This is a genomic window from Mesorhizobium sp. P2_A12, from assembly GCF_056405075.1.
The window spans coordinates 1-14,243 of record NZ_JBFUCU010000017.1; the positions used below are offsets into that span (position 1 = coordinate 1).

The following is a 14,243-nucleotide window of genomic DNA, read 5'->3' on the forward strand; positions in this document are numbered from 1 at the left end:
CAAACACTGGATGCGCCAGGCTCAGAAACGCACCGTCGAGGAAACTTGGCGCCACATCGGCCACCTCGTCGAAACGATCGAGGCAGCCGAATGCAAGAACTACTTCGTAAATGCCGGATACGCTTCCGTCAAAACGTGAAGGACTCTAGTTGGTCGCGGACTTTGGCTTGTCCTGATCCTTGAGTTGGCTCCAGGCATTCTGCTGGGCCAGCATCTGGCGCAGATAGGCTGCGTTTGCCTTTGCCTGTTCGGGCGAGAGTTCCTGCGAGGCGATCTTCTCGGCTTCGTCGAAACGGCCCTGCAGGCCGACGACCAGCGCCAGGTTCTGGCGCACCCGGCTGTCTGCGTTCGGCTGTTGCGCGGCGGAACGCATATAGGTTTCGGCGGTGCGCAGGTCACCTTCCAGCACATAGGACATGCCGAGATTGGAGAGCACCGAAGGCTCGTTCGGCTTCAGTTCGAGAGCCTTGCGATAAAGCTGGCGCGCGTCGTCCTTCTGGCCGATCTGGTCGAGAATGGCCGCTTCGGCCGACACCAGCCTCCAGTCGGGATATTCCGGTGTCTGGGCGCGGCGCACGGCGTCCAGGGCGGCCTCGAACTGGCCATTGGCAGCCAGAGCCTTGCCATAGGAGGCGAGCACGTCGCGATCCTTCGGCAGGGCGATCGCCAGCTTGCGCATCACGGCGAGCGACTGGTCGGCGTCGCCATCCATCTGCAGCGCCGCCGCATAATTGGTGGCGATACGCTTGTCGGTGGGGTTCCTGGCGTAGGATTGGCCAAGTGCCGCCGTTGCAGTGTGCAGTTCCCCGCCCGACATGGCCTCCAGCGGTTTGCCGCTGTTGCGTCCGATCGAACCGGTGGTGAACTTGTCGGTTGCGCAACCGGCGACACCGGCCGCGAGCGCCAGCACGAGGGCCGTGGTGATGAACCGTTTTCCCGTGGCATTGATCGTGCGGTTGGTCGGCATCGGCACCGGGCCTCCATTCATACGCGGCCATTGCGTGGCCATCTTCCCTCCCGAAGAAATATTCTGTTAACCCTAACGGACGGTTAAGAATGGCGACTCAAAGGCGCCGCACGGAGAACATCGAATGCCTGTCGAACTCGTCGAAAAGAAACTGCCGCGCGCGCTGCCGGTCCATCTGGTCGGCAGGGATGGGCTGGACGCAGCCGGTCTTGCGCCTGCCGCGGTCGCCTGGGCCAGGGCAAACGGCTTTTCCGGCGAGGCAGGCAGGACGCTAGTTTTGCCGGGCGAAAACGGAGCCCTCGGCGGCGCCTTGTTCGGTATCGGCGATGGCGAGGGCGCACTTGCTCTTGGTGCGTTGTCGAAAGCCTTGCCGGAAGGCGACTGGCATTTCGCCTCCGCGCCGGCCGAGCCGGAGCTGGTGGCAACCGCGCTGGTGCTCGGCGGCTATGTCTTTACCCGTTATGGCAAGAAATCCGGCAAGGCGCTGCGCTTCGACTTGCCGGCCGGCGTCGACGCCGCGCATGTTCGCCGCATTGCCGATGGGGTCTTCCTGACACGCGATCTGGTCAACACGCCGACCAGCGACATGGGTCCGGAAGAATTGGAGAAGGCGGTGCGGAGCCTGGCCGCGGCGCACAATGCCGAAATCTCGGTGGTAAAGGGCGACGATCTCCTCGACTGGAATTTCCCGATGATCCATGCCGTCGGTCGCGCGTCGACCGGCGCGCCGCGCCTGATCGACATGACATGGGGGCAGCAAGGCGCGCCGAAGGTGACGCTGGTCGGCAAGGGCGTCTGTTTCGACACGGGCGGTCTCGACATCAAGCCGTCGTCCGGCATGCTTTTGATGAAGAAGGACATGGGCGGCGCGGCCAATGTGCTTGGTCTCGCCTCGATGATCATGGCCGCCGGGCTGAACGTGCGTTTGCGCGTGCTCATTCCCGCGGTCGAGAATTCGATCGCCGGCAATGCCTTCCGGCCCGGCGACGTGCTGACGAGCCGCAAGGGCATCACCGTCGAGATCGGCAACACGGACGCCGAGGGGCGGCTGGTGCTGGCCGATGCGCTGGCCTTGGCCGACGAGGAGGAACCGCAGCTTCTGGTCGATATGGCGACGCTGACCGGGGCAGCCCGTGTCGCGCTCGGTCCCGACCTGCCGCCCTTCTATGCCGGCGACGAAGCGCTGGCGTCCGACCTGGCGGCGGCTTCCGTCGCGGCCGAGGATCCGCTGTGGCGCATGCCGTTGTGGCGGCCTTACGACGCAAAACTGTCATCGAAGATCGCCGACATCAACAACGTCACCACGGACGGTTTCGCCGGCTCGATCACAGCGGCACTGTTCCTCAAGCGCTTTGTCGAAAAGACCGCGGGCTGGGCCCATTTCGACATCTTCGCCTGGAACCCCGCCGACCGTCCGCATGGCCCCGCGGGCGGCGAGGCGCAAGGCATTCGCGCGCTGGAGCGGATCATCTCGAAACGCTTTGGTTGATAGCGACAAGCAAAGCCAGCAAATTGCAGAAACTGAAACGGAACCGAAACAATTTGCCGTCATGCTGCTCGGATGTCGATTGCCATGCGCCCGAGCCAGGCCTTGCGACTGTGGCAGCAAGTGATGCTGTCGCAGGTGCGCGACGACGCGCCCGACCTGACCATGCGCCAGACGGCGATCCTGTTCACCATCTATCTCGATCCGCCGCCCCACACGGTGCGCGGGCTCGCCGCCCGCCTCAATGTCACCAAGCCGGTGATCACCCGTGCGCTCGACACGATGGGCGCGTTGAAGCTGGTGTCGCGCCATCGCGACGAACTCGACAAGCGCAACGTTCTGATCAGGCGCACGGTCGAGGGCGCGCTCTTTGTCGAGCGCTTCGGCGATGGTATCATTGCCAAGGCCCACGAATTGCCCATCTAAAGCACGATCCCGAACCGCAGGTCAGCGCAGCAAAAAGCGGGAACCGGTTTTTCGGACAAGATTATGCGTCAACAAGATAAAACAGAGTTGCTGATTTGACCGCCAGGGATGCCCGCCTTCACGCTTTCCGTTCCGACCTAGCCGATGCACGGCTGAAGGGCGAGGTCGCCGCCGACAGCTTCGTCGCCGGCCGGCCGGCGCGGATCACCGCCTCGGTGGCCGATGTGCGCAAGGCGCCGCGGCCGGATGCCGGCGTCAACACGCAAGCCCTGTTCGGCGATGATGTCCTCGTCTTCGAGGTCGCCGAAGGCTGGGCCTGGATCCAGGCCGAGCGCGATGGTTATGTAGGTTATGTCGCCGACACCATGCTTGGCGGGCGGGACCATGCGGCGACCCATATCGTGTCGGTGCCGCGCACCTTCCTCTACCCCGGGGCGGATCTGCGGTTTCCGATCACAGGACAATTGTCGATGGGATCGACAGTTACGGTGACGGGTGCAGCCGAAACGCGCGGCACGCATTATGCCGTCCTGCCCTCCGGCGAGGCGATCATCGCCGGCCATCTGCGGCCTGTCGGTGAGACGGCCGCCGACTATGTTGCGGTGGCCGAGATGTTTCTCGGCACACCGTATCTGTGGGGCGGCGCTTCGGGTTTCGGCATCGACTGTTCGGGCCTTGTGCAACTGGCGATGCGCATGGCCGGCAGCGACGTACTTCGCGATTCCGACATGCAAGCGGCGAGCCTTGGCGAACCGCTCGATCCGGATCCGGATTATGGCGGCCTGAGACGCGGCGACCTCGTCTTCTGGAAAGGCCATGTCGCCATCATGACCGACGCCGATACTATGATCCATGCCAATGGCCACACCATGCTGGTGTCGCGCGAAGGGCTGAAGGAGGCGATCGCCCGCATCGGCTATCTCTATGGCGGCCCGACCGGTTTTCGGCGGCCTTAGGGGCTTCGATCCCCTTTTGTTCCGATTCTTCTTGGCGATTGCCCGCCTTCGCGCTACCTCTGGCGCGTGACAGAGCAGCCGCGCCTTGCCGAGCAGAATGCCACCGTGGCCCTGCCCGAACCATTCGTCAGGTGGTTCGGCGAGAAAGGCTGGTCGCCGCGAGCGCACCAGATCGAACTGCTGGCAAGGGCCCAAGGCGGGCAATCGGTGCTGCTGATTGCCCCGACCGGGGCAGGCAAGACGTTGGCCGGGTTTATGCCATCGCTGACCGAACTGGCCAACCGGCCAAGGCGAAAACCGGGGCAGGCGCATCGTGGCATCCATACCCTCTACATCTCGCCGCTGAAGGCGCTGGCGGTCGACATCGAGCGTAATCTCGGCAAGCCGGTTGAAGAGATCGGCCTGCCTGTAACCATCGAGACGCGCACCGGTGACACGCCGTCGCACAAGCGTCAGCGCCAGAAACTGGTGCCGCCCGACATTTTGCTCACCACGCCCGAGCAACTGGCGCTGCTGATCGCGGCGCCCGATGCCCGACGCTTCTTCGAGGATCTGCGCTATGTCGTGCTCGACGAGCTGCACTCGCTGGTGACGTCGAAGCGCGGGCATCTGCTGGCGCTTGGCCTGGCGCGGCTGCGCAGCTACGTGCCTGGCCTGCAGACGATAGGCTTGTCGGCGACGGTCGCCGAGCCCGACGAATTGCGGCGTTGGCTGGTCGCCCAGAATCCGCCAGGCGACATGGCCGGCCTGATCACCGTGGCGGGCGGAGCCAAGCCCGACATCTCCATTCTCGACTCCGAGCAGCATGTGCCGTGGTCCGGCCATTCGGCCCGGTATGCCATTCCTGAAATCTATGAGGCGATCAAGCGGCACCGGACGACGCTGCTGTTCGTCAACACCCGCAGCCAGGCCGAATTGCTGTTCCAGGAACTGTGGCGGGCCAATGAGGACTCGCTGCCGATTGCCTTGCATCACGGTTCGCTCGATGTCGGCCAGCGTCGGCGGGTCGAGAAGGCGATGGGCGAGAATGCGTTGCGCGCCATCGTCGCGACGTCGACGCTCGATCTCGGCATCGATTGGGGCGATGTCGATCTGGTCGTGCATGTCGGCGCGCCGAAGGGCGCGAGCCGCCTGGCGCAGCGCATCGGCCGCGCCAACCACCGCATGGACGAGCCGTCCAAGGCGATCCTCATTCCGGCCAACCGTTTCGAGGTGCTGGAATGCCGGGCCGCACTCGACGCCAACTATCTCGGCGCGCAGGACACGCCGCCGCTGATCACCGGCGCCCTCGACGTGCTGTCGCAGCACGTTCTGGGCGTCGCCTGCGGCGCGCCCTTCGATGCCGACCATTTGTTCGAAGAAGTGCGCGGCGCCGCGCCCTATGCCGGGCTCTCGCGCGAGACCTTCGACCGTGTCGTCGATTTCGTCGCCACCGGCGGCTACGCACTGAAGAACTACGAGCGCTACGCCCGCATTAGAAAGACGGTCGGCGGGCTGTGGCGCGTCTCGCATCCGCGTGTCGCCCAGCAATACCGGCTGAATGTCGGCACCATCGTCGAAATGCCTGAACTCAATGTCCGCTATGTCCGGCAGGGCCGTGGCATGGCTGGGCGCGGCGGGCCTGTGCTGGGCAAGATCGAGGAATATTTCGCCGAGACGTTGCGGCCCGGCGACAATTTCCTGTTTGCGGGCAAGGTGCTGCGTTTCGAGGGCATTCGCGAGAACGAATGCGTCGTCTCCAACGGCGCCGGCGCAAACATCATCGTCCCGTCCTATGCCGGCGGCAAGTTTCCGCTATCGACCTATCTCGCCGATCAGGTGCGCGGCATGCTGGCCGACAGCAACCGCTGGCAGGCGCTGCCCGAGCAAGTCGCCGACTGGCTGCGGCTGCAGAAGGAAAAGTCGGTGCTGCCGAAACGCGGCGACCTTCTGGTCGAGACCTTTCCGCGCGGCAACCGCCACTACATGGTCGCCTATCCCTTCGAGGGCAGGCTAGCGCACCAGACGCTCGGCATGCTGCTCACGCGGCGGCTGGAGCGCGCCAACGCTCGTCCGCTCGGCTTCGTCGCCACCGACTATTCGCTGGCCGTCTGGGCGCTGGACGACATGGCGGCGCTGTTCAAGGCCAAGAAGCCTTCCTTGGCCGCCTTGTTCGACGAGGACATGCTCGGCGACGACCTCGAGGCCTGGCTGAACGACAGCTGGATGCTGAAGCGGACGTTTCGCACCTGCGCGGTTATCGCCGGGCTGATTGAAAAGCGCTTTCCCGGCCAGGAGAAGAGCGGCCGGCAGGTGACCGTCTCGGCCGACCTGATCTACGACGTGTTGCGCAGCCACGAACCGGACCACATCCTGCTACAGGCAACGCGCACCGATGCATCGGCGGGACTGCTCGATGTCAGCAGACTTGCCGAGATGCTCTCGCGCGTTCGCGGTCGAATCATGCATAAGCATCTTGAGCAGATATCGCCGCTGGCCGTGCCGATCATGCTGGAGATCGGCAAGGAATCGGTGAATGGCGGCGCCAACGAGTCCTTGCTCATGGAAGCCGCCGACCTGGTCGAGGAGGCCATGGGCCAAAGATGAAACTGATTTCGAGATGAATTTTTCGCTGGCGCGCACATCGCTGATCACCGAGGCTGACCTTGTCGGCATCGCCGGCGAGCGTGCCGTCTGTGATCCGCGCGGCGTGCTTTATTTTCCGGATCTGCGGCTTCTGACCGTTTCCGACCTGCATCTCGAGAAGGGTTCGTCGCTGGCGCGGCGCGGCGCGCTGATCCCGCCTTACGACACCGGCGCGACCTTGCTGAGACTGCAGGCCGTGATCGCCGACTACCAGCCATCCATCGTCATCAGCCTGGGCGACAGCTTCCACGATGGCGGCGGCGCCGAGCGCATGCATGCGAGCTTCCGCGAACGGCTGGAAGCGCTGATATCAGGCCGCGACTGGTTCTGGGTTGCCGGCAATCACGATCCGGAAGCGCCTGCCGACCTGCCCGGCGAGACGGTGCGTGAGCTTGCCATAGGCTCGCTGCTGTTCCGGCATGAGCCGTCGAAGGAGCGTGTCGAAGGCGAAATAGCGGGCCATCTGCACCCGTGCGCGCGCATCGTGCAGCGCGGCCGTTCGGTGCGGCGGCGCTGCTTTGCCGGCGATGGCGGCCGCATGATCATGCCGGCCTTCGGCGCCTATACCGGCTCGCTCAACGTGCTCGACCGCGCCTATGCCGGGCTGTTCCGGCTGGACACGCTGATGGCTTACATGCTCGGCACTGACCGCATTTTTGCGATCTCCCGCTCGATGCTGCGGCCCGGCTGAAGCCGCCCTTTCGCCAAGAGTCCCTACCGCCCGTAATAGAGCGTTACCGTGTGCTTCGCCTCGGCGAAAAACAGCCATCTTTCGACAAGCATGCCGGCGAACTGAGCAATGGCGGCGAGGACCGACAGCAGCGCCGCGAAGGGCCACGGCAAGGCAAATGCGGCGGCCAGCAGCAGGACGGGCAGGGCGAAGGCCAGAACCTGCGCGATCTGGCGCAGGCGCGCGCTGTGCTTGCGCGCGATGCGGAACCCCATTTCCTTGAGCAGGTAGTTCTCTTCGGTATGCGGCCATTCCAGCGATCGTACCGTGCCGCCGGCCAGCCCGGTCGCGGTGTTGGCATTGGTCGGGATTTCCAGCCGGTCGTTGTAGCGCCAGGTCGCCAGCTTCCAGCCCCAGCCGAGCAAGGTCAGCAGTGCGGAAGTTGCCAGAAGCTTTTTCGAGCCGAGAGCAAATCCCTGTAGCAGCGCGTTCAACAGCACGCTGCCGGTCATCGCCGAAAAAAAGAGGTAACCGGGCAGCGTGAAGCGGCTGTGCCACTGGGCGATCGGCTTCAGCGAAGCATAGATCATGCCTGTGGTGCAGACGGTGACGACCGCGCCACAGGCTGCCAGCAATCCGGCCACAGTCACCCAGCCGCCGCTGCGGCCGAAAAACACCCAGCCGATGCCGAAAAGGCCTGCCGGAACGAAAGTGATGACAGAGGCAACGCCTTCGCGCGACAGCCATGAACTGCGCCATTGCGAGAACGCCCGCCAGGCGCGTTCGGGTCTGCCGAGATGACCTGTCGAGGACAACAGCCCGGCCACGATCAGGCCAAGCGCAAGGCCAATGCCGATGAGGCCAAGCCAGAAATCGGGTGGGATGATCTGGAGACCTCCGAGCACCCCAAGCAGCGCCAGCAACCCATAGCCGGCGCCGGTGGCGGTGGTGAAGAAGACGACGGAGAAGGCTGGATGCATGGATGTCAGTTCGAAAGCATGCGGTCGACCCAGCCGAGGAAGCCGCCTTCGGCCCGCACCGGTTCGAGTGCCGGCGCGGCCACCGATGCGGCGCGCTTGGTGTGGGCGCGCGGCGGCAGGTATTTGTTGGTCGGGTGATAGCCGAGTTCCGGCATCAGGTCGACGCCTTCACGCTCCGCCACCAACTGCGAGACGGCCGACGCGGGATCGCCGAGATCGCCGAAATGCCGGGCGCTGGTCGGGCAAGCGGCGACGCAGGCCGGCACGCGGTCTTCCTCGGCCAGATTGTCATTGTAGATGCGGTCGACGCACAGCGTGCACTTCTTCATCACGCCGACGTCGGTGTCGAATTCGCGCGCCCCATAAGGGCAGGCCCAACTGCACAATTTGCAGCCGATGCACTTGTCCTCGTCGATCAGCACGATGCCGTCCGAGGCCCGCTTATAGGAGGCGCCGGTCGGGCAGACCGTGACGCAGGCCGGCGTCTCGCAATGCAGGCAGGAGCGTGGGAAGTTCACGGTCCGCCCACCCATCTCGGTGGTGTGTTCGTAGCTGTGGACGCGGTTGAACCAGACGCCGTCGACATGGCCGCCATAGGGGTCGATGTCGGTCAGCGGCGCCATGTGGCCACCGGTGTTCCATTCTTTGCAGGCAGTGACGCAGGCCTGGCAGCCGACGCAGGTGTCGAGATCGATGACGAGGCCGAGCTTCTTGCCGCCTTGACTTGGCAGACAGGTCATTTTGCCGCCTCTCTTGCCCGGCGGAATTCAGCGCCGAAGGTCAGTTTGTCTGGCGAGGGTTCGAAATGCGGCGGTTGCTGGAAACGCTCGAATTGCGGCTCGGTGAAGCCGGCTTCTTCGGTCGCGCATTTGACAATGCGCACGCGCAGGTCGAACCATGCCGCCTGGCCGGTCACCGGGTCGGAATTCGAATAGCGCTTGCCGCTGCCGTCAGCCGAGGTCTGGTCGCCGATGATGTGGTTGAGCAGGAAGCCGCGGTTGGATTCGGCGGCGTCATCCTTCAGCCCCCAGCTGCCGCGCCGTTTGCCGATCGCATTCCAGGTCCAGACCGTGCTTTCGTTCACCCCGTCGACCAGCTTGATCTGCCCCTTGACCTTGCCGTTGATGCTTTCGATCCACACCCAGTCGTCATCGACGAGGCCGAGACCAGCGGCGGTCCGGTGATGCACGAACAGCCGGTTCTGGCTGGTGATCTGCCTCAGCCACGCGTTCTGCGAACCCCAGGAATGGTACATGTGCATCGGCCGCTGCGTCAGCGCATGCAGCGGATAGTTTTGCAAATCGACGGTCGCTTCCTCGAACGGCATGTACCAGAACGGCAGTGGGTCCATATAGGTCTCGATGCGCTGGCGGTCGCCTTCTGGCGGCACCACACGGCCGTGGCCGCGCGCGGCCAGCCTGAAGCGCTGCAGAGGTTCGGAGTAGAGCTGGAAGACGATCGGCTCCGCCTTGGGGATGAAGCCCATCTGCACCGCGAAGTCGAGATAGGAGCGGTTGGCCATCTTGTAGTAGCGCTGGTCTTCAGCGAAATCGTGGTGCCAGAAGCCGCCATTGTCGATGTAGCGCTGCAATTGGTCCGGATTGGCCTCGCCCGTGCCGAACGAGGCGCCATCCTTGCCGCGCCAGCCGGCAAGCGGGCCGATGCCGGGCGTCCGCTCATGGTTGACGATGTAATCGGCATAGTCGCGGTATCTGGCCGAGCCATCGTCATTGACGAAGCACGGCAGGCCAAGCCGCGCGCCGAGTTCGATCAGCACCGACTGGAATGGCCTGACATCGCGATCCGGCTCGACGACGGGATGGCGGATAGCGTCCCCTGGTCCGTCGGCATGGCTGATCGGCCGGTCGAGCAGGCTGATGCAATCATGGCGTTCGAGATAGGTTGTGTCCGGCAGCACGAGATCGGCGAACGGCACCGTCTCGGAATAGTAGGCGTCGGAATAGATGATGAAGGGGATCCTGTAATTGCCCGCTTCGTCCCTGTCGGTCAGCATCGCCATGGTCTCGACGGTGTTCATCGAGGAATTCCAAGCCATGTTCGACATGTACATCATCAACGTGTCGATCGGGTACGGGTCGCCGGCCCACGCATTGCGGATGACGGTGTGCATCAGGCCATGTGCCGCCAGCGGCGCATCCCAGGAATAGGCCTTGTCGATGCGAACGGGCGTACCGGCCTCGTCGACCAAAAGGTCGTCCGGCCCGCAGACGAAGCCGAGCGGCATGCCGTCGAGCGGCGTCATCGGCTTGACGGTCTTGCCTGAAGGCTTTGGGCCTGGCGGCGCCGATCTCGGGTAGGGCGGCTTAAAGCGGAAGCCGCCGGGGACATCCACGGTGCCGAGCAGCACCTGCAAGAGATGGATGGCGCGGCAGGTGTGAAAGCCGTTCGAATGGGCGGAGATGCCGCGCATGGCATGCATCGATACTGGCCGCCCCTTGATCGTCTCGTGCCGGCGCCCGGCCCAGTCGGTCCAGGCAACCGGCAATTCGATCGTCTGTTCGAAGGCGACATGGGCCAGTTCGGCGGCGATCCTGCGGGTCGTGTCGGCGGGAATGCCGCAGCGCTCCGCCACCGCATCGGGTGCGTAGCCCTCATCGAGGTAGCGGTCGGCGATAAGTTGGAACACCGGCACGCAGCGGCGGCCGTCGATGGCAAAACTGCCCGTCAGCGCAGGCTTGGCCTCGGTATCGGTGCCGCAGACGGGCGTCTTCGCAACCCTGTCCCAGGCCAGCGGATTGCCGCCGGGATCACGCATGAACAGCCCGTCATCCGCCGCGCCCGGCTCCTGGATGACGAGCAAATGCGCATTGGTATAGCGCAGGAGATAGTCGAGATCGACGCGCCCGGCCTTCAGCAATTCGTGGATGAGGGCGAACACGAACAGGCCATCGGTGCCGGGCCGGATGCCGATCCAGTCGTCGGCAATGGCGTTGTAGCCGGTGCGGCACGGATTGATCGACACCACCTTGGCGCCGCGCGCCTTGAGCTTGCCGAGGCCGATCTTGATCGGGTTGGAATCGTGATCCTCGGCGACGCCGAACAGCATGAAGTATCTGGTGTTGTCCCAGTCGGGCTCGCCGAACTCCCAGAACGAGCCGCCGATCGTATAGAGGCCTCCGGCCGCCATGTTGACCGAACAGAAGCCGCCATGCGCGGCGAAGTTCGGTGTGCCGTACTGGCTTGCCCACCAGCCGGTGAGCGACTGCGACTGGTCGCGGCCGGTGAAGAAGGCGAGTTTTTTCGGATCGGTCCGGCGGATGGCCGAAAGCCGTTCGGTCGCGATCGAGAAGGCTTCTTCCCACTCGATCTCGCGGAATTCTCCGGAGCCGCGCGGGCCTGTGCGCAGCAATGGTTTTTTCAGCCGGGCCGGGCTGTAGTGCTGCATGATGCCGGAACTGCCCTTGCCGCAGATCACGCCGCGATTGACCGGATGGTCCTTATTGCCGTTGATGTAGCGGACCTTGCCGCCCTTGATGTGCACGTCGATGCCGCAGCGGCAGGCGCACATGTAGCAGGTCGTCTTGGCGATGCTGTCGGAAATGTCCGGCGAGGTGTCGACGCCGTCGCCTTCATCGGGCGCGCGCGTGTCGGCCAGCGGGCGTTGAGATGGAGCCGAATTCGCGCCGCGCGGCGGTCGGTGCATCATGATCCGCTGCTGCCCGCACGGTCGGCGGACTTGGCTCGAGTCTTCGGCCCGGGGCCGCGCATATAGTGCTCTTCCGGGTGGTATCGGTCACCGGCCAGCCGCCGCCGGATGCCGCGGGTCCAATGGGCAAGCAGGGATCTGAACCGCCCGATCATTTTGTTCTCTGCGATTCGATGGCGAATTTTTTCTAACTTCACTCGAAAACGTAGAATAAAGCTATCGATCTGTCTAATCAGTTGTTCTTGTAAATTCGATCGATATTGGTTCTTAATGCAAGCATGACCCTGGACCAATTGCGGATTTTTGTCGCCGTTGCCGAGCGCGGCCACATGACCAAGGCGGCCGAGCTGCTGGGCATTTCCCAATCGGCCGCGTCGGCCGCTATTCGCGCGCTTGAAGAGCAGCACGGAGTCCATCTTTTCAACCGGGTCGGTCGCAACATCGAGCTCGCCCAGACCGGACACCGCTTCCTGCCGGAAGCCAAGGCCGTGCTGGAGCGGGCGGCTGCCGCGCGCAATGTGCTGGAGCATGTCTCGCAGACGGTCACCGGCAGCCTCTCGATCGCCGCCAGCCAGACCATCGCCAGCTATTGGCTGCCGCGCCGGCTGGCTTCCTTCCACGAGGCCTATCCCGCCGTCAGGTTGAGCGTCACCATCGGCAACACCAGGCAGGTCGAGGCCAATGTCCTCGATGGCGCGGCGGATCTCGGCCTGGTCGAGGGGCGCACGGAATCCGACATCCTGCGCCGCGCCAAGGTTGATGTCGACAGGCTGTTGCTGGTCGTCGCCAGTGCCCATCCGGAGATCGCCGAAGTCTCGCAGGGCCGGCCCGACATCAAGGGCCTGCGCTGGATCATCCGCGAGGGTGGTTCGGGCACGCGCGAGGTGTTGGAAGATCTGGCGCGCCGCGAAGGAATTTCGCTTGCCGACCTGCAGATATTCCTGGTGCTGCCGAGCAACGAGGCTATCCGCCAGGCGGTCGAGGCGGGGGCCGGCGCCACCATCATTTCCGAACTCGTCGTCGGCGGCGCGATTGCCGAAGGCAGTTTGCGCGCGGTGCCGATTGACCTGCCGAAGCGCGACTTCGCCATCATCACCCACCGCGACCGGCAGGCGAGCCTTGCCCAGATGGCGCTCAAGGCGCATCTCAGCGCCAGCGCCGATGAAGCAGTGCCCGCCCGCCCGTAAGTGGGCCGTGTCAGCCAAACTTTCGCTGGGCGTCGAGCGCCAGGCCAAGCCCGACCGAGCCGAACACGTCGCCTTCGATGACGGATGCCTGCGGCACCAAGGAGAGAATCTCTCGTCTTGCCAGCGGGATTGCGGTCGACCCGCCGGTCAGGAACACCGCGGTGATGTCGGATGGCTTGACCTGGGCGTCGCGGATGGTCTGCCCGACCGTTGCGGTGACCCGCTCGATGTCCCTGGCAATCGTGGCGTCCAACCCGGTGCGCGTGATTTCGGCGGCGAACGCCGCCCCCGGCAGCTTCACCGCCACCTGAGCCGATGATCTGTCGGTCAGCTCGATCTTGGCCTTTTCGACAAGGGCTGCCAGCGCATGTCCGTAGCGATGCTCGACGATGTGGATGAAGCGGTCGACCAGGTCGGCGCGCTCGGCCTCGTAGCGGATCTGGCGCAGATGCGTCATCGCCTTGGCGGTGTAGACCAGGTTGATGCGCTGCCATGTCGCGAGATCGATGAAGTAGCTGGCTGGGAGATTGCGCTTGCCGTCCTTGGTCGGGGTCAGATAGCCGAGCTGCGGCATCACATGGGCGATGCTCAACAACCGGTCGAAATCTGTGCCGCCGATATGGATGCCGCGGCTGGCCAGGATGTCGTCCTTGCGGTCGAGCGACCGCGAGCGCTGCGGTGAGACGCGCACGATCGAGAAGTCCGAGGTGCCGCCGCCCATGTCGACAATCAGCGCCAGTTCCTCGCGCGTGACCTTCTGCTCATAGTCGAGCGCCGCCGCGATCGGCTCGAACTGGAAAGCGATGTGTTTGAAGCCCTGGGCGCGCGCGGCCTTCTCAAGTTCGCCCTGGGCGTTTGCATCGGCCTCGGGATCGTCGTCGACGAACTGCACCGGGCGGCCGAGCACCACCGTCTCGACCACGCCGCCGGCATCTTCCTCGAGTTTTCTGCGGAGGTGGCCGAGGAACAGGCCGACGATCTCCATGAAGCCGATCGAGCGGGACTTGATGCGGGTCTTCTCGTGGGCAAGCGAACTGCCGAGCACGCTCTTCAGCGAGCGCATCAGCCGGCCTTCGATGCTGTCGGTGTAGTTGGCAATGGCGTGGCGTCCGAAACAGGTGCGGTTGTCCTCGAAGTTGAAGAACACGGTACTGGGCAGCGTGACCTGCCCATCTTCAAGTGCGACGAGGCGCGGCTGCCCGTTGCGGACCACGCCAACGGTGGAGTTTGAAGTGCCAAAGTCGATACCGCCGAATGCTGGTCGCATGGCAAGTTTCCT

General features: G+C 64.3%; 11 protein-coding genes and 1 pseudogene. 7 read left to right on the forward strand and 5 right to left on the reverse strand.

Going from position 1 to position 14,243, the window contains the following annotated elements; translation table 11 throughout:
• Window positions 1-139 (forward strand): annotated as a pseudogene (locus AC1DZU_RS27750) (IS630 family transposase); the annotation flags it as partial.
• 6 nt (window positions 140-145) lie between these two features.
• Here AC1DZU_RS27750 and AC1DZU_RS27755 read toward each other — a convergent pair.
• Window positions 146-967 (reverse strand): tetratricopeptide repeat protein, encoded by an 822-nt coding sequence (locus tag AC1DZU_RS27755; RefSeq protein ID WP_477289878.1) that lies wholly within the window; start codon window positions 965-967, stop codon window positions 146-148.
• 124 nt (window positions 968-1,091) lie between these two features.
• Between AC1DZU_RS27755 and AC1DZU_RS27760 the strand changes: the two genes are divergently transcribed.
• From AC1DZU_RS27760 to pdeM, 5 genes are all read left to right on the forward strand, one after another.
• Entirely contained in the window at window positions 1,092-2,456 is a 1,365-nt protein-coding gene (locus tag AC1DZU_RS27760) for a leucyl aminopeptidase family protein (protein ID WP_477289816.1), read from the forward strand.
• A 72-nt stretch (window positions 2,457-2,528) separates the two neighbouring features.
• The gene (locus tag AC1DZU_RS27765) at window positions 2,529-2,879 is read left to right on the forward strand and encodes a MarR family winged helix-turn-helix transcriptional regulator (RefSeq protein WP_056588405.1); all 351 of its coding nucleotides are present in this window, start codon (window positions 2,529-2,531) and stop codon (window positions 2,877-2,879) included.
• 95 nt (window positions 2,880-2,974) lie between these two features.
• Entirely contained in the window at window positions 2,975-3,835 is an 861-nt protein-coding gene (locus tag AC1DZU_RS27770) for an NlpC/P60 family protein (protein WP_477289817.1), read from the forward strand.
• Window positions 3,836-3,901: 66 nt separating this feature from the next.
• On the forward strand, window positions 3,902-6,421 hold the full coding sequence (locus AC1DZU_RS27775; protein ID WP_477289818.1) for a ligase-associated DNA damage response DEXH box helicase: 2,520 nt from the start codon (window positions 3,902-3,904) through the stop codon (window positions 6,419-6,421).
• Between the two features lie 13 nt (window positions 6,422-6,434).
• Window positions 6,435-7,151 carry a ligase-associated DNA damage response endonuclease PdeM gene (gene pdeM, locus AC1DZU_RS27780; protein WP_477289819.1) on the forward strand — a complete coding sequence of 239 codons (717 nt, stop codon included), beginning with the start codon at window positions 6,435-6,437 and terminating at the stop codon, window positions 7,149-7,151.
• 23 nt (window positions 7,152-7,174) lie between these two features.
• Here pdeM and AC1DZU_RS27785 read toward each other — a convergent pair whose 3' ends face one another.
• The 3 genes from AC1DZU_RS27785 to AC1DZU_RS27795 are packed head-to-tail and all read right to left on the reverse strand — an operon-like array spanning window position 7,175 to window position 11,777.
• Entirely contained in the window at window positions 7,175-8,110 is a 936-nt protein-coding gene (locus AC1DZU_RS27785; RefSeq protein ID WP_477289820.1) for a dimethyl sulfoxide reductase anchor subunit family protein, read from the reverse strand.
• Window positions 8,111-8,115: 5 nt separating this feature from the next.
• Complete coding sequence (locus AC1DZU_RS27790) at window positions 8,116-8,850, reverse strand: 4Fe-4S dicluster domain-containing protein (RefSeq protein ID WP_477289821.1); 735 nt, start codon at window positions 8,848-8,850, stop codon at window positions 8,116-8,118.
• Window positions 8,847-11,777 (reverse strand): molybdopterin oxidoreductase family protein, encoded by a 2,931-nt coding sequence (locus tag AC1DZU_RS27795; protein WP_477289822.1) that lies wholly within the window; start codon window positions 11,775-11,777, stop codon window positions 8,847-8,849. The genes AC1DZU_RS27790 and AC1DZU_RS27795 overlap by 4 nt, the downstream gene beginning before the upstream one ends.
• A gap of 278 nt (window positions 11,778-12,055) precedes the next feature.
• Here AC1DZU_RS27795 and AC1DZU_RS27800 point away from each other — a divergent pair, with 278 nt between their 5' ends.
• Window positions 12,056-12,964 (forward strand): LysR substrate-binding domain-containing protein, encoded by a 909-nt coding sequence (locus tag AC1DZU_RS27800; RefSeq protein WP_477289823.1) that lies wholly within the window; start codon window positions 12,056-12,058, stop codon window positions 12,962-12,964.
• Window positions 12,965-12,974: 10 nt separating this feature from the next.
• Here the strand turns inward: AC1DZU_RS27800 and AC1DZU_RS27805 are convergent, their stop codons facing one another.
• The gene (locus tag AC1DZU_RS27805) at window positions 12,975-14,231 is read right to left on the reverse strand and encodes an Hsp70 family protein (RefSeq protein ID WP_477289824.1); all 1,257 of its coding nucleotides are present in this window, start codon (window positions 14,229-14,231) and stop codon (window positions 12,975-12,977) included.
• Between the last annotated feature and the right edge of the window lie 12 nt (window positions 14,232-14,243).

What these genes read in the sequence shown, in the direction of transcription:
- AC1DZU_RS27755 (WP_477289878.1), bottom strand. Translation starts at nt 967, where the DNA reads ATGCCGACCAACCGCACGATCAATGCCACGGGAAAACGGTTCATCACC.
- AC1DZU_RS27760 (WP_477289816.1), top strand. Translation starts at nt 1,092, where the DNA reads ATGCCTGTCGAACTCGTCGAAAAGAAACTGCCGCGCGCGCTGCCGGTC.
- AC1DZU_RS27765 (WP_056588405.1), top strand. Translation starts at nt 2,529, where the DNA reads ATGTCGATTGCCATGCGCCCGAGCCAGGCCTTGCGACTGTGGCAGCAA.
- pdeM (WP_477289819.1), top strand. Translation starts at nt 6,435, where the DNA reads ATGAATTTTTCGCTGGCGCGCACATCGCTGATCACCGAGGCTGACCTT.
- AC1DZU_RS27785 (WP_477289820.1), bottom strand. Translation starts at nt 8,110, where the DNA reads ATGCATCCAGCCTTCTCCGTCGTCTTCTTCACCACCGCCACCGGCGCC.
- AC1DZU_RS27790 (WP_477289821.1), bottom strand. Translation starts at nt 8,850, where the DNA reads ATGACCTGTCTGCCAAGTCAAGGCGGCAAGAAGCTCGGCCTCGTCATC.
- AC1DZU_RS27795 (WP_477289822.1), bottom strand. Translation starts at nt 11,777, where the DNA reads ATGATGCACCGACCGCCGCGCGGCGCGAATTCGGCTCCATCTCAACGC.
- AC1DZU_RS27800 (WP_477289823.1), top strand. Translation starts at nt 12,056, where the DNA reads ATGACCCTGGACCAATTGCGGATTTTTGTCGCCGTTGCCGAGCGCGGC.
- AC1DZU_RS27805 (WP_477289824.1), bottom strand. Translation starts at nt 14,231, where the DNA reads ATGCGACCAGCATTCGGCGGTATCGACTTTGGCACTTCAAACTCCACC.